The 25151-nt window shown below is 40.2% G+C and carries 18 protein-coding genes and 1 tRNA gene; 18 read left to right on the forward strand and 1 reads right to left on the reverse strand.

What is annotated here, in order from left to right; genetic code table 11:
• Nucleotides 1–15: 15 nt before the first annotated feature.
• A complete protein-coding gene (locus DWZ47_RS11700) occupies nucleotides 16–840 on the forward strand; it encodes a helix-turn-helix domain-containing protein (RefSeq protein ID WP_117513221.1) in 825 nt (274 codons plus the stop codon).
• A gap of 81 nt (nucleotides 841–921) precedes the next feature.
• On the forward strand, nucleotides 922–1338 hold the full coding sequence (locus DWZ47_RS11705) for a pyridoxamine 5'-phosphate oxidase family protein (RefSeq protein ID WP_117513223.1): 417 nt from the start codon (nucleotides 922–924) through the stop codon (nucleotides 1336–1338).
• 67 nt (nucleotides 1339–1405) lie between these two features.
• Here DWZ47_RS11705 and DWZ47_RS11710 read toward each other — a convergent pair whose 3' ends face one another.
• Entirely contained in the window at nucleotides 1406–1681 is a 276-nt protein-coding gene (locus tag DWZ47_RS11710; RefSeq protein ID WP_004297114.1) for a putative quinol monooxygenase, read from the reverse strand.
• 393 nt (nucleotides 1682–2074) lie between these two features.
• On the opposite strand from DWZ47_RS11710, the gene DWZ47_RS11715 reads away from it, so the two are divergent.
• The 16 genes from DWZ47_RS11715 (at nucleotide 2075) to DWZ47_RS11790 (ending at nucleotide 25143) form a co-directional block, all read left to right on the forward strand.
• A complete protein-coding gene (locus DWZ47_RS11715) occupies nucleotides 2075–2914 on the forward strand; it encodes an RteC domain-containing protein (RefSeq protein WP_117513225.1) in 840 nt (279 codons plus the stop codon).
• A 108-nt stretch (nucleotides 2915–3022) separates the two neighbouring features.
• Nucleotides 3023–3625, forward strand: a complete 603-nt coding sequence (locus DWZ47_RS11720) for a DUF1062 domain-containing protein (protein ID WP_004304101.1) — start codon at nucleotides 3023–3025, stop codon at nucleotides 3623–3625.
• A gap of 85 nt (nucleotides 3626–3710) precedes the next feature.
• On the forward strand, nucleotides 3711–4412 hold the full coding sequence (locus DWZ47_RS11725) for an SIMPL domain-containing protein (protein ID WP_004304099.1): 702 nt from the start codon (nucleotides 3711–3713) through the stop codon (nucleotides 4410–4412).
• A gap of 217 nt (nucleotides 4413–4629) precedes the next feature.
• Nucleotides 4630–5721, forward strand: coding sequence for a ribosome small subunit-dependent GTPase A (gene rsgA, locus DWZ47_RS11730; RefSeq protein WP_117513266.1), 1092 nt, complete (start codon nucleotides 4630–4632; stop codon nucleotides 5719–5721).
• A gap of 202 nt (nucleotides 5722–5923) precedes the next feature.
• Nucleotides 5924–6043, forward strand: a tRNA-OTHER gene (locus DWZ47_RS30425).
• A 212-nt stretch (nucleotides 6044–6255) separates the two neighbouring features.
• Nucleotides 6256–8502: a hypothetical protein gene (locus tag DWZ47_RS11740; RefSeq protein WP_117513227.1), complete on the forward strand. Its 2247-nt coding sequence runs from the start codon at nucleotides 6256–6258 to the stop codon at nucleotides 8500–8502.
• Nucleotides 8503–8771: 269 nt separating this feature from the next.
• Nucleotides 8772–9389, forward strand: a complete 618-nt coding sequence (locus tag DWZ47_RS11745; protein WP_004297107.1) for an HU family DNA-binding protein — start codon at nucleotides 8772–8774, stop codon at nucleotides 9387–9389.
• An 81-nt stretch (nucleotides 9390–9470) separates the two neighbouring features.
• A complete protein-coding gene (locus DWZ47_RS11750; RefSeq protein ID WP_117513229.1) occupies nucleotides 9471–11183 on the forward strand; it encodes an ATP-binding protein in 1713 nt (570 codons plus the stop codon).
• Between the two features lie 34 nt (nucleotides 11184–11217).
• On the forward strand, nucleotides 11218–11793 hold the full coding sequence (locus DWZ47_RS11755) for an RNA polymerase sigma-70 factor (RefSeq protein WP_004297104.1): 576 nt from the start codon (nucleotides 11218–11220) through the stop codon (nucleotides 11791–11793).
• A gap of 144 nt (nucleotides 11794–11937) precedes the next feature.
• Nucleotides 11938–12936: a FecR family protein gene (locus tag DWZ47_RS11760; RefSeq protein WP_004304090.1), complete on the forward strand. Its 999-nt coding sequence runs from the start codon at nucleotides 11938–11940 to the stop codon at nucleotides 12934–12936.
• Nucleotides 12937–13081: 145 nt separating this feature from the next.
• Complete coding sequence (locus DWZ47_RS11765; protein WP_117513231.1) at nucleotides 13082–16336, forward strand: TonB-dependent receptor; 3255 nt, start codon at nucleotides 13082–13084, stop codon at nucleotides 16334–16336.
• Between the two features lie 32 nt (nucleotides 16337–16368).
• A complete protein-coding gene (locus DWZ47_RS11770) occupies nucleotides 16369–17922 on the forward strand; it encodes a RagB/SusD family nutrient uptake outer membrane protein (protein WP_117513233.1) in 1554 nt (517 codons plus the stop codon).
• Nucleotides 17923–17956: 34 nt separating this feature from the next.
• On the forward strand, nucleotides 17957–19375 hold the full coding sequence (locus DWZ47_RS11775) for a DUF5121 domain-containing protein (RefSeq protein WP_117513235.1): 1419 nt from the start codon (nucleotides 17957–17959) through the stop codon (nucleotides 19373–19375).
• Between the two features lie 31 nt (nucleotides 19376–19406).
• Entirely contained in the window at nucleotides 19407–21974 is a 2568-nt protein-coding gene (locus DWZ47_RS11780; RefSeq protein ID WP_117513237.1) for a beta-mannosidase, read from the forward strand.
• 45 nt (nucleotides 21975–22019) lie between these two features.
• Complete coding sequence (locus DWZ47_RS11785) at nucleotides 22020–24113, forward strand: hypothetical protein (RefSeq protein ID WP_229065798.1); 2094 nt, start codon at nucleotides 22020–22022, stop codon at nucleotides 24111–24113.
• Nucleotides 24114–24186: 73 nt separating this feature from the next.
• Nucleotides 24187–25143 (forward strand): hypothetical protein, encoded by a 957-nt coding sequence (locus DWZ47_RS11790; protein WP_004304079.1) that lies wholly within the window; start codon nucleotides 24187–24189, stop codon nucleotides 25141–25143.
• Nucleotides 25144–25151 lie beyond the last annotated feature (8 nt).

Genomic DNA, 25151 nt, shown 5'->3' on the forward strand with positions numbered 1-25151 from the left:
GTACAAAATAGATCCATGTATACAGAATATCAGCCTTCTCATTTACTTGTTCCCTACATTGATAGCTATTGGGAGTTTAAGGGCAATCCGGATTATGGTATGCGCATCCATATTCTGCCGGATGGTTGTACCGATTTTATATTTACGCTGGGAGAGGTGGCTAATGCTGTTGAAGAAGGGAGTCTGATTATGCAACCCTATCGTTCCTATTTTGTAGGACCTATGACAAAATATTCGGAACTCGTCACTTATACAGAATCGATTCACATGTTTGGCGTTCGTTTTTTACCTTGTGGTTTGTCTTGCTTTACAAACCTGCCTCTACACGAATTTGTGAATAGCAGAGTCAGTACTAATGAGATGAAGGCTGTTTTTGATGACACTTTTATTGAAAAATTAGGTGAGCAGAAGCATGTCACAGATCGAATACGAGTAGTGGAAGAATATTTGCTGGCATATTTGGCGCGTCATTATCAGCCTGCCGATTCTCATGTCGCTATGGCAGTGAACATGATTAATCATTCCAAAGGAAAACGTTCAGTTCGCAGCTTGATGGATGATGTCTGTTTGTGTCAGCGTCATTTTGAGAGAAAGTTCAAGCATTATACCGGATTTACTCCTAAAGAATACAGCCGTATTGTTAAATTTAAGAATGCTGTGGAATTGTTGAGAACCACAACATCACCCAATCTGTTGACTACGGCAGTTGATGCAGGATACTATGATTTAGCGCATTTTTCAAAAGAGATTAAGTCGATGTCCGGCAATACTCCTGCGTCTTTTCTTTCCCTAACCGTTCCGGAAGAAACCACACTTACTTATATCGAACCACAAAGATAGATTAGGTAAAAGTCGCTTTTTTACAATAGAATGGGAAGATATGCCGTTACCTTTGCAAGGTTAATAAAAAACAATCAATTTATGACCACAAAAACAATGAAAGAGAAAGCAACAGAATTGTTGCAGAGATGTGAAGTAGTTACCCTTGCTTCTGTGAATAAAGAAGGTTATCCCCGTCCTGTGCCGATGAGCAAAATCCTGGCAGAAGGAATTTCCACTATCTGGATGTCTACCGGAGCAGATTCACTAAAAACAATTGATTTCTTATCGAATCCGAAAGCAGGATTATGCTTTCAGGATAAAGGAGACAGCGTGGCGTTAACGGGGAAAGTGGAAGTTGTAACTGACGAAAAGATGAAGCAGGAACTTTGGCAGGATTGGTTTATCGATCATTTTCCCGGTGGTCCCACTGATCCCGGCTATGTCTTGTTGAAATTTGAATCGAATCACGCAACTTATTGGATTGAAGGAATATTTATCCATAAGAAACTCGACTAATTCTACTCGGAAAGATAGAGGAATAGCGGATTTAATGAGGCTGTTCTCGAACAGCCTCGTAATTCATTTAGAATTCAAATTTTTCCAATTTCATTTCAGCCAATTTCTGAATGATACCTACATATTGAGCGAAATGAGGAGATTTTTCGTGTGCTGCCAATACTTCGGCATTCTGCCAAGTTTCGCAAATCATGAAAACGTCAGGACGCGTGCTGCTTTCGAAAGTATCATAAGCAATGCATCCTTCTTCTTTTAAAGAACAGGCAGTCAGTTCTTTTGCCGCTTTTATTGCTTCTTCGCGGTTGGATTCGTTTACACGAACAAAAACATTTAATCTGATCATAGTCTTTTTTATTTATATAATTAAAAGAATTGCTTTCTCACAGTATCTGTGAAAAGTCGGAGGCAAAGATACTATTTTTCTATACTTCTGGTGAGTTTATTTCAAAAATTCATATAAACTTCATGTCATCCTAAAAAAACAATTATATTTGCATCTGAATTCTAAAAGCAATGATTTTGGGCACAATTCTTAAATTTGTTATAGCTTAATATTAGCCTCATAAACCACAGGCTAATTTCTTTCGTTTGAGTAGTTCTATACTTGAACAGGTTTTTCATTTTATCATTTTTATTATTCACTGCATCGTTTTTCAAAACTGATGCAATTAAGGTATTCAGGCTTTTAGTCCGGTTTATGCTAATCAGATGGGAGTGGTGGGTGCGTTGAGAATGAATGGAAAATTTCGTAAGAAATAGTAAGCTGAACATAGAAGAAGAAATAAAAAGGATTGAGCTTCAGACGGTTGATCCTTTGGATAGAATCAGGCAGATCATTGGTGTCGTACAGGTTTCACTGACCTCGCTGAAAACAACTGTTGTCGGATATCAGTTTCGAAGTGCTGAAGAAGAGATTCTTTTCTTTAAAGTCTCGAAACCGCAGATTTCCGGTCTGTTGATGTTTTATGTCCGTTTGTATCAGATTGAAAAGAATCGTATCGACAAATCTCTGTCATCCCAATGCAGATATCTGAAGATTGAATTGGAGAACCTGCAAAAATCATTTTTGAATAATGACTTTTATGAATATTACCGTGCCGGTCGAACAGAGCTTGATAACCGCTATTTTATTCGGGAGAATTATGATATTCTTTCTGATATACATTGTCATCTACTGGATAGAGATATTTCTTTTACCACCTTGCATGATTCGAGTGTTGCAGAAATTCTGGCGAATAATCGCTTGATAGAATATGTGTCGGAGGAAATAGAGCAGCTGACAGAGAAACTTCATCTTAAATTCACTTCCATTGTAGACAGTAAACTGTTGCAATGGACGGACAGTAAAGTTGCTTTGGTTGAGTTTATCTATGCCTTGTATGCAGGTAAATGCTTTAATAATGGAAATACGAGTTTGAAAGACATTGCTTTTTGTTGCGAAACACTGTTTAATATCGAGATAGGTGATTTTTATCGTATATTCTTGGAAATCAGGAATAGAAAGAAAAGCAGAACCCAATTTCTGGATAAGTTGAAAGAACAGATTATAAAGATGATGGATGAGCTTGACAGATAAATTTCAGGGCGTCTTGTGACATCTTGTGAATTATACAAATGGCTATTATCCAACTTTGCGGAGAAATATAATTGATTCACAAAGAAAGATAATCGCTTTTGTATAGTTATGGAAACAACATTTACATGGGAGATAAGGGTGAAGAATTGCCCCTTATTAATTAAGAAATGCAGTCACTGTGATAGTGACCGCTTTTATTGCAGTGATAAGTTCAGGATGAATGCACAGAAGAAAAACATTGATGTCTGGCTGATTTATAGATGTGTGAAATGTGATAACACTTGTAATATGACTCTGTTGTCACGAACTAAACCCGACTTGATTGATAAAAAGCTCTTTCACAGCTTTTCTATGAATGACAGGGAAGTTGCCTGGCAATATGCCTTTTCTGCCGGAGTGGCAAGTAGGAATAATCTTCAATTAGATTATGACAGTGTTGAATATGAGGTGATAAATACCGTCTCTTTAGAAGACATCCTGAATATGAGTAGTGAGATCATAAGTATCCAAGTCAAGTGTGATTTCGACTTGAGCCTTAAATTATCCTCATTGATAAAAAGATGTCTGCCTCTTTCCAGTACCCGCTTGAAGCTGCTGTTTGAAAAAGGGTATATTTCTTTACTTTCCGGCAAAACATCTTCCAAGTGTAAGGTAAAGAATGGCGATACTATTTTGATGGATCGAAAAAGCCTGATTGATTTCTTGGGATAAAATCGGTTTTACAGTTTTTTTTAATAGCTTTGTGAAATGATAATTCGCATTCTGTAAAAGAGGTTGTACTATTAAGATGGAAGATATGAAAAAGGTATGTTTATTAGCTTTTGTTTTGTTTACTTGGAGTATCGTTGTGAATGCACAGGAAAGTGATGGACGATACGTTGAAGTGACCGGTTCTTCTGAAATAGAAGTCGTTCCGGATGAGATTCATTTTCTGGTTCAGATTAAGGAGTATTGGCAAGAAGAATACACCGGTAAATCAAAAAAAGAAGAAGATTTTCATACGAAAGTGCCATTGGCAATGATAGAGAAAGATTTGCGTAAAAGTTTGCGCAAAATAGGAATAACGGATGATGCTATCCGCACACAGGAAATAGGAGATTATTGGCGTCAGAGAGGAAAGGAGTTTCTGATAGGTAAGCAATTGGATATCCGGCTTACGGATTTTGAGCAGATTAACTCTATTATTCGTTCAGTCAATACGTGGGGAATTGAGTCCATGCGCATCGGAGAACTCAAACATAAAGATTTGCCAATGTATCGGAAACAAGGTAAGATTGAAGCACTGAAGGCTGCCCGTGAGAAAGCATCTTATCTGGTGGAAGCGATGGGGCAGCAGTTGGGTGAAGTGATTCGTATCATCGAACCTGCCGATAATAACATAAGCCGTTATCTTCCTTTCGAAGCGCAGAGCAATGTAAGCATGGGTGCGGCAGCTACCGAGCAGTACCGGGTTATCAAGCTACGGTATGAAATGACGGCTCGTTTTGCCATTAAATAAAAATAGTCTATCTTTGTCGCATGACAAGAAATAATAAATCGGATTTGGTTTAGTAAACAATCTGTGTTTCTGATACAGATTGTCCTTTCGTTTGCTCTCGGATGATTCCTTCTGGGAGTACTCTTTATGTCTTTATAATTTCAATTTTTAACTTGCGTACAAGGGTGCTAAAAGTATCGTGGTGCTTTGTAACGTGTACGCTGTATACATTAAGATCATGAATAACGAAAATCAAACAATTCACAAATTCGACTTTAATTTAAACTGGTATGGCTGGAATGATAAACTAAGCCAACTAAAACAAGAATTACTCTACAGCACTCTTCCTCATGGACGTATATCCATAGTACATCGTACCTGCTACGAGGTCGTTTCCGAAAACGGATTGTTTCAGTGTGAACTCACGGGAAACATGATGTATGGGAAATCTGATGCTGAATTACCCTGTACGGGTGATTGGGTGCTTTTTCAACCATTTGATGAGAATAAAGGGATTATTGTCTATATGCTACCTCGTGAGCGGACATTGTATCGCAAGAAAAGCGGTACAGTTGCCGATAAGCAGGCCATTGCTTCTTACGTCGATAAAGCATTTGTTGTGCAGAGTCTTGACGATAATTTCAATGTCCGCAGAGTAGAACGTTTTATGGTTCAGGTATTAGAAGAAAACATCAAGCCTGTATTGGTACTTAATAAATCCGATTTAGATTTTGACAGGCAGAGTGTTGAAGAACAAATAAATCATATCTCCAATCAGATACCTGTATTTTTTACGAGCATTCATCAACCCCAAACGATTCTCCGGTTGCGGGAATCCATATCAGAGGGAGAAACTGTTGTGTTTGTCGGTTCTTCGGGTGTCGGGAAAAGTTCTCTGGTAAATGCACTCTGTGAAAAATCTGTGTTGCTTACCTCCGATATAAGCCTGTCCACAGGAAAAGGCCGGCATACATCAACCCGTCGGGAAATGGTATTGATGAATGATTCGGGTGTTTTAATCGATACTCCGGGTGTGCGTGAATTTGGCTTGGTTATCGACAATCCAGACTCACTGGCCGAAGTACTTGAAATCTCTGACTATGCAGAATCGTGCCGTTTCAAAGATTGCAAGCATATTAACGAACCGGGTTGTGCTGTTTTAAAAGCAGTCAATAGCGGCGTGTTAGATTATAAAGTTTATACAAGCTATCTGAAACTTCGCCGGGAAGCGTGGCACTTTTCTGCTTCCGAACATGAGAAACGTAAAAAGGAGAAGTCGTTTACAAAACTTGTAGAAGAAGAAGTAAAGAATCGTAAGGCAAATCGCTGATTTCTATTTAAACGGTGTAGGTATTGGAATTTATTTTTTTCTTCAAAAGAGCAAAAAAGTTCTAGTTGCGCAAAAAGGCTGCGTACCACTGCATCTATCTTTGTCGAAGAAACAAGAAAACAGGTCAAGTACGGGTTACTTCAACAACTCATTTAAGGTATGGAAATCACTCATACGATTATCTGTTTTCCTGTTTCGTAAAGGGGCAGTAGCTCAGTGGGTAGAGCATCATACATAATCTTGAGATTATCCTGATGAAAAAGGTCAATTAAGATTTACTTCTATCCTGTGACGGTCGTCGGTTCGACTCCGGCCTGCTCCACAAAAATAAATATAGAGGTAGGACAGCAGCTTCGGGATTATCTGAAATGAGGTCAACCGGGGCTTACTTCTTAACGGTGGATAACGCTGGTTCGAATCCGGCCTGTTCTACCTCTTTTTATCAACTAAGGTCAAGGAAGACTTACTTCAAAACCGCAGGAATGCTCCATTGATTCACAGTCTTCCGATTACCTTACTTAAAAAAACAAAGTTATGAATAAAGATTTGTTGAAAGTGTCTATCAGGCAGAATGCAATCTATTTGCCTTTGATAGAAGAAGAGAAAAAGCAGGAAGAGTTGACTTCGACTACCATTGCATTGGTAGCCCAACTCCGTAAAGTAGGATATAGCTTGTCCGAAGAACTGCTGCATGCCATTAATCAGTTATATCCGGCTCAACAGATGATGATTCTTCAGGTGATGAAAGAAGCATTGGGCGTGACGCTAAACTGGTCTCCATTGGTGAAAGGGTGGGATGTACCTACCGGAGAAACGCGCTTGGATCATCTGGTTACATGGATCGCTAACCTGTTTAATAGCCAGAAAGGCCTTAAACTACCTTGCGGACACGTGATCCCTGATAATACATTTCCTATGGAACGATACAACGGTTGCCCGTTCTGCGGAACTCCGTTCCAAACGGCTACTACGGAATACTTCGGACAGGGAAGTAAATTGAAAGTGCTGGAACTTTGGCAGGACAAGGAGCTGAATGCTTTTTTCTGTGACTTGCTTGAATCGCGTACAGCTCTTGATGCCACACAAGCGGATAGCTTGAAAATAATGCTTGGCGAACTTCCGTTACCGGCAGTCGAAATCAAAATGAAGGAGACATTGATGTTGGTGATAGATACATTGGTGGAACAGGATAGAGCGCAGGAAGCGCAAATCTATTTCTCTACTCCGAATGATATATTGCGTTATCTGTGGTATAAGAAAACCGGATTCCTGCAAATCATAGAGCCTAAGACTATTATCCGTAAAACAGGTAGAAACAACACACATATATGTGGAGTTTTGGATAAAAGTCGTTCGGCAGCTCAAGCGAAGCGTGAGGAGTTGAAGTTGAAATATACGCGTCGTGAATGTAAAATGGTAGCTCTTTGGTTGAACAACCTGACAATGGCTCCGGAGAAGGCTTGCGAAATCATGCATCCGAAAAGAGAGATGTGGGTACGTATGATACGTGCGTTGCGTCTGGCGGAATATGCCCGTAAGCCGGAATTCGGAAATTTGAAGGAATTGATGGATATATTCTACCGCGAGGCATATACCGTTTGGCAGGGAGAAGTGGAGCGCAACCGTTTGAAGGCGGATGCGGAACAGACATTTGCTTTGTTAAAGCAGCGACCGGGTATGTTTGCACGTTCTTTATTTGCGAATATGCTTTGGTTCGGAGCGGAAGAGACGTTGGCTGCATTTAAAGAAGTGGTTCATTTGTTGCCGGCACGTTTGGTCGTTACTTTGGGTATGTATGCGGAGAGCTACTTTGAACCGGGACGTAAGAGAATGGTGAAACCTTTAGGGGGGAATGCTCTTTTGATAGAACCACATTATTTGGTAGGTCTGTATATGGAGGATCAGCTAAAAGCGATGGTGAAGGATGTACAGGATTTGTGTAAGGAAGTCGTAGCTGCCCGTTTCGCCAGTGCAACTGTCGAAAGTGAAAACAAAAGTATGTATATTGACCCTATGTTGTTCCATATTCCGTTGGCTATCGGCGATCGTAGCGAAACAATTCAGGATACTTCCTGTGCTTTGCAGGGAACGCGTTTCCCGGTAGAGGGGGATAAAGTGCGATTGTTTATGCAGTGGGGAAAAGGGCTTCCGGCACAGCATCTTGACATGGACTTGAGTTGTCATATCACTTTGCCTTCCACAACAGAAGTTTGTTCCTTCTTCAACTTGCAAGCTATTGGCGCTAAACATAGCGGGGATATCCGAAGTATTCCTAATAAGAAAGGTACTGCCGAATATATCGAGCTGGATTTGAATGAACTGAACCGTGTAGGTGCGGAATATGTCGCTTTCACTTGCAATGCATATAGCAACGGGACTATCTCTCCTAATCTGGTGGTAGGTTGGATGAACTCTGCCTATCCAATGAAGATATCGGAAAGAACAGGAGTAGCTTACGATCCTTCTTGCGTACAACATCAGGTACGTATTTCCCAAAGTTTGCAGAAAGGGCTTGTTTTCGGAGTTCTGAAAGTGAAAGAACGGGAAATCGTTTGGCTGGAAATACCTTTTGGTGGACAGACGATTCTTTCTTTGGATACACAGACCATTGAAAAGTATCTGGATAAGCTGGAAGCGAAAACAACTGTTGGTGAACTGTTAGCTGTCAAAGCACAGGCACAGGGATTGAAGTTAGTTGATATTCCGGAAGCGGACGAGATATATACTCGTGAATGGGCATTGAATACTGCCGCTGTGACTAAATTACTGTTGGGTGATTAAATTCTTGGGAGGAATTGTCTTTTTCCTCCTAAGATTTAAAGGTCGTATCGCATAAAGTTATACCTTTGTATGCGATAGATTAATCGTCTGACAGCTGTTGAACTTTCGTCTGACAACTGTTGTCTTTCCGTCTGACAACTGTCAGACGAAAAAGATACAGCTGTCAGACGATTATTTTTATATGAACTGAAGATTAAAGTTCAATGAACAGGCGATTAAATATACGTAGTGAAAGTAATAAATGTATGAACTAATAAAAAGATATACTTATGAGTGCTCAATATGATTTGTATGAAACACCGGATCCTGATTGTACCGGAGAACAAAAGCCTTTGCATGCCCGTATCGTTCCAAATGGAACTTACTCGAAGAAAGAATTCATGGAACGTGTATCTCGTTCTTCCCAGACTTTTAACTATAACGTGATAGATGCGGTAGTAGGAGTTGTATTGGATGAACTAGCCGAAACGTTAGCAGAGGGATATATCGTAGAACTTGGCGAACTCGGGCATTTTAGCATCTCTTTGAAATGTACGCATAAAGTAATGACTAAACGTGAGATTCGTGCCGAATCAATCTGTTTTGATAATGTGCATTTGCGCACTTCCAAAGAGTTCAAAAGGAAGATTAAGCGTGAAATAGAGTTGGAACGTGTGGATAAATCCAAACACTCTTCTCAAAAAGTGGAATTTTCTATGGAGCAACGCCAACAGCTTTTACAGGAATTTCTAAGGAAAAATGGTGGTATTACCCGATTGGAATATAGTAGCCTGACCGGACTTTCCCGGCTGAAAGCAATAGATGATTTGAATACTTTCATTGAGAAAGGGATTCTTCGTAAACGTGGAGCTGGAAGAACCGTGTTTTATGTTTGGCAACAAGAGTAATAACAATCAATTCAAAGATTTCTTCTTGTTATTGCTAACAATTTTGTACCTTTGTTTGTCTATAGAAAAAACAGTAGGATTATGGCAAGTATAACAATTCCTTATGCAGTAGCAGATTTCATAGAAATGCGTGAACGTGGTTTCTATTATGTAGATAAGACCCAATATATAGCTAAGCTTGAAGATTATAAGGCTCCTGTATTTCTGCGTCCCCGTCGCTTTGGGAAGAGTTTGTTAGTCTCTACTCTAGCTTGCTATTATGACCGTACGAAAGCGCATCGGTTTGAAGAATTGTTTGGTGACACGTGGATTGGAAACCATCCGACAAAAGAACATAACCGTTATATGATAATCCGTTATGACTTCTCCGCAATGGTAATGTCAGACCATATTCAAGGGCTGGCACAGAATTTTAATGACTTGAATTGCGGTCCGGTAGAAGTAATGGTAGCACATAATCGTGATTTATTTGGTGATTTTGAATTTAGCAATCGTGGCGATGCATCTAAAATGCTGGAAGAAGTGCTTACTTACGCCCGCTCTCACGAATTGCCTAAAGTCTATATTTTGATTGATGAATATGATAATTTCACCAATCAATTACTTACTGCCTATAATGATCCACTCTATGAAGAAGTTACTACTAATGACAGCTTTCTGCGTACTTTTTTTAAAGTAATTAAAAAAGGTATTGGTGAAGGTAGTATCCGTACTTGTTTTTGTACAGGTGTGCTGCCTGTCACTATGGATGATTTGACTAGTGGATATAATATTGCAGAGATATTGACTCTTGAGCCTAATTTCCTGAATATGCTTGGGTTTACATACGAAGAAACTGAAACATATCTACGTTATGTGCTTGATAAGTATTCTACAGGACAGGATCGCTTTGACGAAATATGGCAACTAATAGTGAGTAACTATGATGGTTATCGTTTCCGTCCGAATGGAGATCGGTTATTCAATGCCACTATCCTTACTTACTTCTTCAAGAAATTTGCAGCCAATGCCGGTAGTATTCCGGACGAATTGGTAGATGAAAATCTACGTACTGACATTCATTGGATTCGTCGGTTGACTCTTTCGCTGGATAATGCGAAAACGATGTTGGATGCATTGGTAATTGACGATGAATTGCCTTATAATGTGGCTGATCTTGCTAGTAAGTTTAATAAGAAAAAGTTTTTTGATAAAGAGTTTTATCCCATTAGTTTGTTTTATTTGGGAATGACGACGTTGAAGGATAAATTTGTAACCACATTGCCTAATATGACGATGCGTAGTGTATACATGGACTACTATAATCAACTGAACAAAATAGAAGGCAATGCACAACGTTATGTTCCTGTGTATCGGCACTATGATTCCAATCGAAGCTTAGAACCACTCGTTCAGAATTATATCGAACAATATTTGGGACAATTTCCAGCACAAGTTTTTGATAAGATCAATGAAAACTTTATCCGGTGTTCTTTCTACGAACTGGTATCGCGTTATTTAAGTAGTTGTTATACCTTTGCCATCGAACAGAATAATTCAGTAGGCCGATCAGACTTTGAAATGACCGGTATTCCCGGTACAGATTACTATACGGATGATCGTGTGGTCGAATTTAAATATTATCGTATGAAAGAAGCTGAAAAGATGCTTGCGCTTTCCGAGCCTCTTCCCGAGCACGTGGAACAGGTGAAAAGATACGGTGAAGACACTAAGAAAAAGTTTCCTAATTATAATGTACGGACATATGTGGTGTACATTTGTGCTAATAAGGGATGGAAATGTTGGGAAGTATGAGACAATAAAATCTGCAATATTGCACTAACTGTTTATGAAAAATGAGAGTCATATTATCTCTCGAATGATTTCCGGAGATATAAATGCTTTTAAACTTCTTTTCGATCGTTACTATTCTCAAGTGCGTTTCTTCACATTGGGGATAGTGAAAGATTCTTTTGTTGCCGATGATATAGCTCAAAATGTATTTATCAAGGTCTGGACAAAAAGAGAATTGATTGATTGCGAACGGAAGTTTAATAACTATTTGTATTCCATCACAAAGAATGAGATAACAGATTATTTCCGTTCCTTAGTCATTTCAGAACCTTTGGAAAGCATTTCATATCTGAAGGATAGCGATCATACAGATGAAATGATAGAAAGTGTTTATGATCTGTCACATATTAAAGAACTGGTGATGAAAGAAGTGGATAATATGCCTCCGCAGCGTCGTGCAGTGTTTGTCATGAGTCGTTTGCAAGGATTGTCTAATGATGAGATAGCCTCTAAACTAGGAATATCCAAACGCACGGTAGAACGCCATCTGAATATAGCGTTGCATATACTTCGTGAAAAACTGGGAGGATTTCTTTATTGGATTGCTGTTTTGTTCATTCTTTCTCTCTGATTTTAATTTTTCCGCTCTGCCATACTACTTTTTGTTACACCTCTATTCCCAATTAATAGTTTATAAATGTTAAAGTCGAAAAAGCATTGGGTGTACTTTTTCTAGCTTCCGTATATCAGATATAACCAGATAATACGAAGAAAAATGAAACTCTTACCTCCCGGAATATTGAAAGACTATTTCTATAACTTGAAGAAGGATATCACTTCAAGTGCGTTTGGACGATGGTTCATAGAGAATGAGTCTAAACCGGAATTCGATCAGGAATTGCAAGAAATTTGGAAAGAATCGTCTCAAGTAGCCTGTGACCGCGAAATGACCTCTTCTGCATTTGTGAAGGTCTGTGAAGCTATTGGCGGAGTAGCTCCGTCTCCTCAAAAGAGTACATTCACGAGAACAATACATTATCTGATACGTGTTGCAGCTATTCTGTTTATTCCTTTATTGGGAGCTACTCTTTATCTATATCTGGATAACAAGGAATCACAAGTCAACTGGATAGAAGTCTATGCCGAATATGGGCAAAAGAAAGAAGTTATTTTGCCCGACCAGAGTAAAGTCTGGCTGAATTCCGGTACACATATTATCTATCCCGAACGGTTTACCCAAGTTCGCCAGATATTTGTTAGCGGAGAAACCTTTCTGGAAGTGACAAAAGATCCGGAACGTCCTTTTATTGTAGATACAAAAGATTTAAGCATCAAAGTGCATGGAACAAGATTTAATGTACGTTCTTATACGGAAGATAAAGGTACGGAAGCCACACTGCTCGAAGGAAGTATTTCTTTGTTGGTGAAGGGAGATTTAAATCAGCATGATATTTTCCTTGTTCCGGGTGAGAAAGCTATACTGGATAAAAAACAAGTTAAACTTGAAAAGTTTGACGTCGATGGGTATCAATCCTGGCGAAACGGACAGTATACATTCAGAGACAAGACACTGCAAGAGATTATAACGGAACTTCAACGTCTGTTCAATGTTCAGATTGTGATAAGGGATAAAGCGCTACTCAAAGAAATTTTCTTTGTCACATTTGCCCAGGGACTTTCTTTGGATGAGATGCTCGAAGCATTGAATATAGACAATGAATTATGTATCAAGCGAGATCAGGATATTATTGAAATTTCAAGAAAGACGAGATAGACAACCCAGTTATTAACCTTAAAATACATGTGCGGAATGGATGGATAAACAAATAAAAAAATAAACGAGAAAGTGGTTGCGACACTTTCCCGTTTTGGAAATCAGTTAACAAAATTAATTATTAACTTAGATCATTGCCAAAGGTATGAAATATCATGAAAAACCGGCTCATTTTAGAGAGCTATTTAGCAATCTTTTACCAATTCTATTGGCGCTATTTATCTGGACGAATCCGGTATTGGCGCAGAATAATGGAGAACTTATCACGCTTAGTCTCAAAAATAAGACAATTGGTGAGGCGTTGGAAACAATCAATAAGCGATACAATTACACGTTTGTTCTTCGAACACCGGATATTGATACAAAAAGAAAAGTTTCAATAGACGCCAAACAACAAAAGATCGAAGATGTACTGAATAATCTGTTTCGGGGGCAGGATGTCTCTTTCGATATCAATAACAAAACTGTCCGTATCTCCAAGAATGTCAGGCAGAAAGACGCAGAATCTACACAGGGGGCTACTACCAGAAACGTGACAGGACAAGTTACGGATAGTTCCGGCGAACCGATGATAGGTGTCAGTGTGATGGTGAAAGGAAGTAATAATGGAGTGGTGACCAATATGGATGGTAAGTACGAAATCAAAATCGATCATCCTAATCAAGTACTTCAATACTCTTTTCTCGGTTATCTGTCCCAGGAAAAAAGAATCGGAGACAACCGGATGCTGAATGTAACTTTAGAGGAAGATGTGAAAAAACTGGATGAAGTGGTTGTAGTAGGCTATAGCGTACAGAAGAAGAAAGATATAACGGGAGCTGTATCCACTGTTCTGGCAAAAGATATAGAAAATATTCCCGTGAATGATTTCGGGTCGGCACTTGCCGGACGTTCTGCGGGAGTACAAGTTATCACCCCTTCGGGAAAGCCGAATGAGGGTTTCTCTATCCGTGTCCGGGGAGCTACGTCTATCAATGCAGGAAACGAACCTTTGTATGTGGTGGATGGAGTGCCGACCAGTGACACAAAAACGATCAACCCTTCCGAAATAGAAAGTATTACGGTATTGAAAGACGCTTCTTCTGCTGCAATCTACGGAAATGCAGGTGCGAATGGGGTAGTACTGATTACCACCAAAAGAGGCCGGAAAGGTGAAGCGCAAATTGAGTTGAATGCCTACTATGGTTTTTCGGAACGTGCCAAGAGAATAGATGTTTTGAATAAAGATGAATATCAGGATTTACTTTCCGATTTGGGGTATCCGGCCATGGATACCTCCGTGTATAATGCCAATATCGACTGGCAGGATGAAATGTTTCGCAATGCGGCCATGCAGAATTATCAGTTATCCATTTCCGGTGGAAACGAAAAATCCCTTTATTACATTTCAGCCGGATTTATCAAACAGGATGGTATTGTAAAACCATCTTCATTTGAACGTATGAATTTTAAGATCAATCTGGAACAGGAATTGAAAAAATGGGTAAAGATCGGAACGAACCTAAGTTACAGTAAGATCAATGATGTCGATGTTTCGGATGGAAATTCCGAGACCGTTATTCTGCAAGCCATCACCACTCCATCTGTGGTAGGTAAATATAATGCGGACGGAACATTTCCTACGCTACCGTTTTTGTCTTCTTTGGAGAATCCTTTAAGTGCGGTAGAGTCATATACTCGTGATTATGTATATCATAAATTGTTGGGTAACCTCTATGCGGAGATTTCTTTTACTCCGGATCTGAAGTTAAAAACAAGCATGGGCATCGAAATGGGTGCTTCCCGGTACAAAGAATTTCTGGACCCGTTCAGTTCAGCTTGGGGACGTAACCAGCAGGGACAAGCGAGTTATAACACTTCGTTAAATTACAAATGGATCAACGAAGAAATTCTGACTTATACTAAGAAGATAGGAGATCACAGTTTCTCGGCTTTGGCGGGGTTTGTGGCTTCCCGCTATGTGGGAGAATCGGCAAACAGTTCTATACGTGGATTCTCTGATAATAAAATACATTCTATGAACGCCGGAACTGTATTAAACAAGCCAAGTGAAGATTATGGTGCATCTACCAATGCTTCTGTATTGGGGAGAGTGACCTATGACTACCAGAATAAGTACCTCGCCACTGTCAATTTCCGTGCTGACGGTTCTTCCAAGTTTGGCGTGAACAACCGTTGGGGGTATTTCCCTTCTTTCTCTTTGGGATGGAGACTGACTGGGGAGGAATTTATGAAACCATTGGATTGGTTGAGTGATTTGAAACTGCGTGTCGGCTGGGGACAGGTTGGTAATGACCAGGTGGGTTATTATAGTTCTTATGGGATTTATGGAATCGGAGCCAATTATAATATGGATGGCGTTATTTTACCAGGATATTATCAGAGCCAGATAGGGAATGATAAGTTGCGTTGGGAGAGAACTACCCAGACCAATGTGGGACTCGACTTCTCTTTCCTTAATGGAAGAATGACGTTGACTGCCGATGCATACTATAAGAAAACAACCGATTTGCTGTTAATGGTAAAGCTGCCTCAAACTTCCGGATTCGATTCGGGTATGCAAAATGTAGGTAGCGTGGTAAATAAAGGATTGGAGTTCCAACTGACCACGCGTAATCTGACCGGAGAACTAAAATGGACAACAGATTTTAATATCTCCACTAATAAGAATGAGGTGACAGATATGGCAGGAAGTCCTGCTATCTTTACCGGATCACTTGATAAGAAAATCTCCGGAAATGTGTCTATCATTCAGAAAGGACAGGCTTTAGGTTCTTTTTATGGTTTTCAGGCAGCAGGAGTAAACCCGCAAAACGGACGTATGATGTACGAAAAGGCTAACGGAATGTTAGTGTATGAAGAAGATTTGAGCGCAGATGAAGACCGCCGGATCTTGGGTTGTGCACAGCCGAAATTTTTGTATGGCATCAACAATGTCTTTTCATATAAGAATTTTGACCTGTCTTTCTTCTTTCAGGGTTCATACGGGAATGATATTTATAATGCCACCCGTATGTTTACCGAAGGAATGTTCGACTCCCGCAACCAGTCCGACCGTGTCCTGATGCGTTGGCGTAATCCGGGAGACTACACTACTGTGCCCCGTGCGGAGAAAGATAAATACCCGGCTATTTCTTCCCGTTTTGTAGAAGACGGTTCTTACTTTAAACTGAAAAATGTGAAACTGTCATATACTTTGCCGCGTCCGCTGACACGGAAGGCTTTGATGGACAGAGTGACGGTCTATATATCAGGGGATAACCTGGTGACTTTTACCAATTACAGAGGTTATGACCCGGAAGTGAATATCGGTGGAGGCAGTTCTTCGGCTATGGGAATCGACCAGGGTGTCTTCCCCCATGCAAGAACTTATATTCTGGGAGCTACTATTGTATTTTGAGCATTGTTCAACTCATTAAATCTAAAAAAGACATGAAACAGATATATTCTATATTTATATCCGCAGCTTTGCTGCTCAATGTAGGGCTGACCTCCTGTGATAGTTTCCTGACAGAAACACCGCAGGGAGAACTGACCGAAGCCAATGCTTTTACTTCCATAAAAGATGCGGAAGCACTGATTATCAGTTGCTATGACGGAATACAGAAGGGGCATGAAGAATATTATATGTGGTATTATATGATTCTTGCAGACTGTTTTGCGGATAATGCATACAGTGGTGGTGATGATGTGGATATCAATAATGTGTTCTTACGCGACCTGACTCCCCGTAATGCGGTTGTTATGAAATCATGGAAGTCGCTTTACGGAAGTATTATGCGTTGTAACGTAGCTTTGAAATATATACCTCAAATTAATGATCCGTTGTTGGACGCGGAAGCTTTTACCGGAGTGAGTAAACGTGAAGAAATGCTTGGAGAAGCTTCTTTCTTGCGGGCGTTGCATTATTTTAATTTAGTAAAGACCTGGGGATGTGTGCCTGTTGTGACTACTACGGGAAGCACTGCTCCGGCTGATGTGCAAGTGCTTCGTGCCGATTCGGAAGAGGAAGTTTATGCACGTATCATTGAAGATTTGGGATTTGCGTTGACCCGTTTACCGGACAAGCGTGCTACGGAAGCTGAAACCAGAGGATTTGCCAGTAAAGGGGCGGTTAACGCTTTGTTTGCAAAAGTGTATGCAACGAAAGGTGCACCCGGCAATGTGGAATGGGATAAGGTGAAGACCTATTCGGAAGCAGTGATGAATTCGCCGGTATACCGATTGGTGGATACGTATGACCATCTGTTTGACGATGAACATCGTAATAATAGTGAGACAATTCTGGCTGTACAGTATATCGCCAACAGTACGGAAAATAATTACGTACCTGTTCTTCTATTGCCTCCTTCCATGACAGAGCAGAATTGGCGTAAATATCTGACACCTTCCCAAAGTTTGCTGAAAGCTTTTGATGATGAAGGAGATCAGGTTCGTAAAAACTCTACGGTCATCTTTGAGGATATTAACAATATTTGGTTCGACCAGTATTATGCGCAACTGAAGAATGGACAATGGGAAACCCGTACATTGCCTTTCCCTTACAAGTGCAGGGCTAAGAACCGGGTAGGATGGGATTGCGGAGACTTGATCTATATTTTCCGTCTGGCTGATATTGTTCTGTTGCATGCAGAAGCAGTCAATGCTTTGTCCGGTCCGGCAACTGCAATAGCGGAACCTAATCTGCAAAAGATTCGTACCCGTGTCGGACTTCAGGAATTGAATGCCAGTTCAAGAGAAGAGCTGACCCGGCTTCTTTTGAAAGAAAGACGCTTGGAACTGGCTTACGAAGGAGAGCGATTCTTTGATTTGAAACGTTATGGTATTGCTCAAAGCACCCTGTCAAGTCTGACGTGGTCGGAAATTGTGGATGGAGAACAAACGACTGTTACGGGTAAATTCCCCGCACACATGTTGCTGATGCCTATTCCGCAGGAGGAAAGGGATCGTAATCCGAACCTAACTCAAAATCCGGGGTATAATTAATCCTCTTCCTTTATTAATCTTTAAATGAAGAAATATGAAAACGAATTTATATAAGCTTGTTTCATTCTATATATTTATCGGGCTACTGGCTGTTTCTTGCCAGAATCAGGATGAAATGTTTTTCGATCCGTCTGCCGAAGCACCTGTCATTGGAAAATTGTCCTTGAATCAGGAACAGTTGCAATATGGTGGGTCGGTAAAATTGAATGTGGAGGTGACGGATGCAGATGCTTTGTCGCACGTAGAAATACGCTTGGTTGCCAATCAGGCGGTGCTTTATTCCAAAACTCTTCCGGGAAATAATCAAAAGACGTTGAAAGTGGAAGAGGAAATCGAAGTGCCGTTTGGACGTTTGTGTGGCGAGCAACTTGCTTCTCTGGAGGTTGTGGCTACAAATAAAAATGTGAAAACAGCAGAACAATCTTACGAGATTCCATTGGAAAGGCCGGATTTTGCACAATTATATGTAGTGGTTGGTGAAACAGGGGAAGAAATTGTGCTGCAAAGGGATGAAAGTAATCCGTTAACTCCTTATTTATATAAGGCTACTGTAGACTTGCCGAATAATACAAATGTGTTTATATATAGCGAGCCGGAAAAGAAAGGAATGGTATGGGGATTTGATGCCAGTACGAATACTTGCGAGTTGGCTTCGTCGCGTCCGGTTTCCCTTTGTGATTCACAGAGTACGGAAGAGAAAGTGAGAGAGGTGGTATTCGATGCTTTTTCTTTTGAGATTTCACCTCTGAAAAAGGAAATGACAGTAAATGATGTTGTCTTCATGCTATATAAGAAGAATGCGTCGGATAATGATTTTGTAAGCAATACACTTCGTGCCCAGAATGTTTCTTTGACAAACGGTGAAGAAGTGAGGACAGAATTGATTGATCTCAATGTGTTGAAGTTTGATCCGGATTTCTTTAAACTGGAAGGAGATAAGTTGATGTATATCGGGCAGACAGGTAATGTGACGTTATATATGAATACGATGTTCAACTTTGTTTTTGTAGAGAGTGCGGAAAATCCGTTAACTACTAATGTTTCCTATCCGGAAGTTTTGTTTGTGAATGGTTGGGGAATCGGTCGCCCGGAATTGTGGAACTATAATCCGGATTGGGATTTTAATAATGCAGTTATTTTCCGTAAAATATCGGAAGATGCTACCCAAACTGTCTATTCACAGACTGTCATTGTCAGTAAATGGGTTCAATTCAAATTCTATAATCAGAAAGACTGGGGAGGTGAGTTCTCTTGTCCGAATATAACGTTTGAAGATGACAACTTTAAAGCCGTAGAAGAAAGCGGTAAACCGGGAAATTATAATATATCACCTTCGTTGGGCGATGATACGAGTTATAAATCAGCGGTTGCCAAGATTACATTTATTGTTCCGAAATCGGGAAATACAACTCATTTCCGGAGTACTATTCTGGTAGAGAGTGACCTGGATTGAGTAATCACTTATCATTAAACTAATTTGTATTATGCATAAAAAGATTCAATATATATTATTGCTTATGTTATTTACCTGTTTGATACCTGTTACGGCGAAAAACAAAAGCCGGATCAGTCTGAATGATGAATGGCAGTTCAAGCAATCTATATCTCAAAGTTGGCTCCCGGCACAAGTGCCCGGAGCCGTACATACCGATTTGATGAATAATCGTATGATAAAGGACCCGTTTTACGGAGTAAATGAGAAATCCCTGCAATGGATTGGAGAAAAGGATTGGGAATATAAAAAGACTTTCATAGTAGATGAGGCTCTGCTTCAAGCGCCCAATGTACAGCTAGTTTTTGCCGGACTTGATACGTATGCCGATATTTATATCAATGATTATCTGGTGATGAAGTGTGACAATATGTTTCGTACATGGACTTTGAATCCTCTTCCTTATTTGAAGAAAGGGGAGAATACTATCCGCATCTATTTCCATTCTATATTTAAGGTGGATATGCCTAAGTACCTGGCGTCTCCTTTCCAGTTGCAGGCATGGCCTAATAATGATCAGTCGGATATTATGTTAAGCCTTTATGCCCGCAAAGCCGGATATAATTATGGATGGGACTGGGGCCCTCGTTTGATTACTACCGGTATCTGGAGAGATGTTTATCTGGAATACTGGGATGATATCCATATCGATGGAACTCAAATTATTACCCGGAAACTGGAGTCGGGAAAAGCGAAGATGGAGGCTGTTTGTACGGTGATGAGTGATGAGGATACGAAGGCAACGTTTACAGTGGAATATGATAAGAAAGAGGCTGTTCGTAAACAAGTAGCATTAACTAAAGGGATGAACACGGTACGGGTAGACTTCGAAGTGAAGAATCCTGAATTATGGTGGACTAACGGATTAGGCAATCCCCGGATGTATGATTTCGATATTGTATTGGATAAAGAAGGACGTAAGGTGACAGACCGTGTAAAGACGGGTATCCGTACATTGGAAATAGTTCGTGAAAAAGATGAACAGGGGCAGTCAATGTTTGTGAAGCTGAATGGAAAAGCGGTCTTTATGAAAGGAGCCAATTATATTCCTTTGGATAATTTTCCGAACAGGGTGCCTGAAAGTTGGTACGAATATATCATCAAGTCGGCAGCTGATGTGAATATGAATATGTTGCGTATTTGGGGCGGAGGTATTTATGAGATGGATGCGTTTTATGAAATGTGTGACAAATACGGTATTCTTGTTTGGCAGGATATGATGTTTGCCTGTGGCATGTTCCCCGCTGACGAGCATTATTTGAATAGCGTGGCCGAGGAAGTGAAGGATAATGTGAAACGCTTGCGTAATCATCCTTGCATTGCACTCTGGAACGGAAACAATGAAAATGAGATTTCATATTTCGGATGGGGATGGAAAGATCGTTATACGCCCGAAGAAGACAGAATTTATCAGAGTAATCTGCATAAACTCTTTTATGACGTAATTCCGGAAGCGATACAGGCTGTGGATGAAACGAGGTATTATCACCCGACATCTCCTGTGACCGGCTATAATAATATAGATTATAATATGGGAGATGTACACTTCTGGTCTGTCTGGAAAGGAGGATGGCTTGAAGAGTACACGGAAGCTAAAAACATAGGTCGCTTTATGAGTGAGTATGGTTTTCAGTCTTATCCGGAGATGCGCACCATCCGTCGTTTTGCAAGTGAACATGATTTGCGTTTGGATTCGGAAGTTATGTTGTCTCATCAGCGTGCCCGCAATGACCAGACTCGTGATCCGAATTTCGGGAATAATATGATGAAGATGTATATGGAGAAATATTTTAAAGTTCCCGATGATTTTAGTGCATTTGTTTATATGAGCCAGTATTTGCAGGCGGAGGCGGTGAAGATTGGAATTGAAGCTCATCGTCGTGCAAAACCCTACTGTATGGGAACACTTTATTGGCAGATTAATGATTGTTGGCCGGTAGCTTCGTGGTCAAGTATTGATTATTGTGGCAGATGGAAGGCTTTACAGTATTATGCTCGCGATGCATATGACGAGGTATTGGTTTCTCCTTATGCTTCCGGAAAACAAGTCGTATTCAAGGCCATTTCCGATCGTTTGCAAAAGATGAAAGGAGAGTTGGAGATAACGACTCTGACTTTGGAGGGACAGACGGTGTTCTCAAAGAAAGTTTCATTTGATTTGGGTGCTAATGGGTGTGAAGATGTGGCTTCGATAACAACTACGGAACTTTATGGAGGTAAGAAAGAGAACGAAGTTTTCATTTATGTGACGTTGAATGAAAATGGTAAAACAGTTTCTTCGAACATCCATTATCCGGTCTACTCCAATCAGTATACTTATTCAAAGGTGGCTCCTATTATAACGGTGGAGAAGACCAATGAAGGAGTCAATTTACGGCTTCGTTCTTCTGCACTGATTAGAGGGCTTTATCTTTATGTAGATGACGATGAAAGTTTCTTTGAGCAGAATTACGTAACGCTGATACCGGGAAAAGAGGAAGTGGTTCAGGTGAAGACTCATCTTTCAGCGGCGGCTTTTGAGAAGCAATTGAAATATCTCTCGGTAAATCAAGTCAATTGATTGTGAAATGTATATCTCAATCGGACCTATTAATACATAATAAAAATGAAGAAGATAATGAATAATATATTGGCAGCTTGTCTGCTTTCCAGCCTGATAGCTTGCACTTTGGATGATCCCTATATGCCGGTTAATCCAGAAGAAAAACCGGCTCCTCCTGTGGTTACGGAGTATCAGCCTATCGCTTTAACGATAGGGGCTAATGGTCGTTTTGATGTTTCCGGTTCCTCTGTAAAAATAGGGTTAAACGGGAAGAATTCTACTTATGGTGTTTGTCTGCCACAGATTGCGCAGGGACATTTTATTGCGGAGGTAACAGCTGATAAAACAACTAACTTTGGCTTGGCTATTGTCCGGGAGAAGAACGGGAAACCGGATTTCAATAATTATACTTCGGTGAGTGTGTGTACAGAATCCGGTGTGTCGACCGTACGGGTATTGGATCGTCAGGACGGAATAGATAACGTTTTGGATAATACGAAGAAGATAAATAAAAACGATTATTCTTTCCGTTATTCCATACCTCTCAATAATAGCTATTTTTCTGTTCCTTTTACAGCTTCTACAGGTAAGGCACGTATCATCAGGAATAAGATATCCGGTTTCTTTCATTTTTATGTGAGTGTTGGAAAAGAAATTGATGGGAAATTTCATGAGAACTGGATTGAACTTGCTCAATCGAAAGATTGGGGAGGACAGGGACAGAACTATTTTATTTGTCCGATAGTCAGGAATGGTAATGAAAACTCGACAGAAGTGAACTTTTCAGATATTCGTTTTGAAGAGTTTTCGGCTGAAGATGTCGTGGAGTCCTCTCCGGAATTTGATGTAAAACAGCGTAATTTTACATGGGCTGGCTTTCCGGGGGATGCGACGGTAATCAGTTTCAATCCGAAACATTGCCCGGCTGCTGCACAAAACAGACAATTTGTTTTCTGGTCGGAGGCAAACTTTGTACCTGTTTGGCACATGAATAACGAATTGCTTTATTGTTATGAGTTTGCTGAAACATGGTCGGATTTGAGTAAAGGATGCTTCGAGCCAATGTCGGATCGTTTGTTGGCGCATGCGAAAGTGGATATCATAGAGAATAATAAAGTAAGGAAAGTGGTTAAGTACCATTATGCGTTGGTAAATCCGGATTATAAGGCTCCTTATCCTGACGGGATATATCCGGAAGTAGACGAGTATTATACTTTCTATGCTGACGGAGTAGGCGTGAGACGCATCGAGTATATTCAGAAACAGGCGGGACAGGCTTATTATCGCTATCATGAGTTGAGTGAGCCCATGGTTATTTCCGGCAGTTCATCCATTCCGTCAGATCATGTGAAACAACCGGCTTTTAGTATTTCTAATCTTTCAGGCAACCGGTATGATCTTTATCCGGCTAAACCATTTGATGAAGTCAACCAGAATGTGAAAAACTGGAAAGAGCAAATCTATACTGCTCATTTAAATAATGCTCCTGATGCTTTTTCTGTTTTCTCTTATACTCCTGAACGTCCGGAAGTCTCTCCGTTGCCGATTGAGAATGACTTGACCTGGCATGATATAAATTATCAGATGTCTCATTGGCCGGTAGATAAACAACCCTATTTAAATGCCCGTTATGGGGATTATGATAAGTCAACGGCTACCTGGCCGTCACAGGTCTCTCATTCTTCATTGATTGGCGTGGAGGCTAAAGGGGACGTTTCCTGGAATACTGCTTATCAGATTAATTCGGATGGAAATAAATATAGAGTATATTTGATGCTGTTGGGTATCAATCAACCTGATGCGGCTTCTGATATAGATGCGTATACAAGAGGATGGCTGTATATGGGAAGCCCGACGAATCTGAACGGAGTTTCTTATAATCCGGATGTAACAGGGTATTCCAAACGGGAGATGGTTTTGATGAAAACGACAGGTACAGGAAGTTGTCAGTTTACTTGTAACCCTACCGGCGCAGTGAAGAATCCTGTATTTAGAATTGATAATTGGACCGGAAGCGGAAATGTAACGGTCAAGGTTGGTGGAAAGACGTTGGTGTCTGATAGTGACTATTTGAGTGATAAAGTAGGAGGAAGCCTCGTAATCTGGCTTAATAAAACAATATCTTCTACATTCTCTGTCGAAATTATTCCGGTATAAAATGATCCTTTGGAGAGGACTTCTCAAATCCTCTCCAAAGGAATTTAAATAAATCAAGAGAGGTTGGCCTTTTATGAAATATATACTATTCATTCTTTTGTTTTTTCTCTGTTTATCCTGTTCACATCGTCCGGTTCAGGAGGTTGATACAGTTTCTTACAGAGGGTGGGAGAACTGCCTTAAGCTATCTAACAGGGTTGTTTCCGTAATTGTTAATCCGACGTATGGCGGACAAATTCTATATTTCGGCTTAGAGAGTCGTGGAGATAATATATTGTGGAGTGATTCTGTTATCAACGGTTGGACTGTAGAGAACTATATACGAACAAGACGAAGTCCTGATGCCGGTAGATTTGATATCGGTAATGAACGTAGAACGGAGAATATCCATGATTCAATTTGGGCAGGACCTTATCAAACCTTTATTGAGGAAGATAAATTGCGCTTGGTCAGCCATCCCTCACAGGCGATGGGTATTCAGGTGGAGCGGATTTACTTTTTGGAAGAGAACCAGCCGGTTCTGCATATTAAACAGCGAATGTCTAATATTTCAAATGGGGAGGTTGAATATTGTTTCTGGACACGTACATTACTGCCTGCCGGTGGGATTTACTATTGTGAAGCGATGCCAAATTCACAATATCCATTGGGATTTAGTGAGATTTCATTGTCAGCAGATACATTAATTCCCTCTCATCATCTGCAGGAACGTATTCATGTAGAGAATCATTATTTTACCGCATTTCCCGGAGGAGACGAACAAAAGAAATATGGGATAAATACTACAAACGGTATGTATTTCTATCAGTTCAGTGATTATTTGTATATCAAACAAAATAAGTATGTTCCACAGGGGAAATATGATAATAATTTGCAGGTGTGTTTTCCTAACATGATTTATTTAAATGATGAATTTTTGGAAATGGAACCGAACAGTCCTATGGTTAAGCTAAAGCCGGGAGAGGCTTATGAATATGAAGAGATTTGGACATTAAGGGAGGTGAACTCTATTACTGATAACACATATTAAGATGTATA

Source organism: Bacteroides sp. AF32-8BH (assembly GCF_003435205.1).
Classification (GTDB): Bacteria; Bacteroidota; Bacteroidia; order Bacteroidales; family Bacteroidaceae; genus Bacteroides; species Bacteroides ovatus.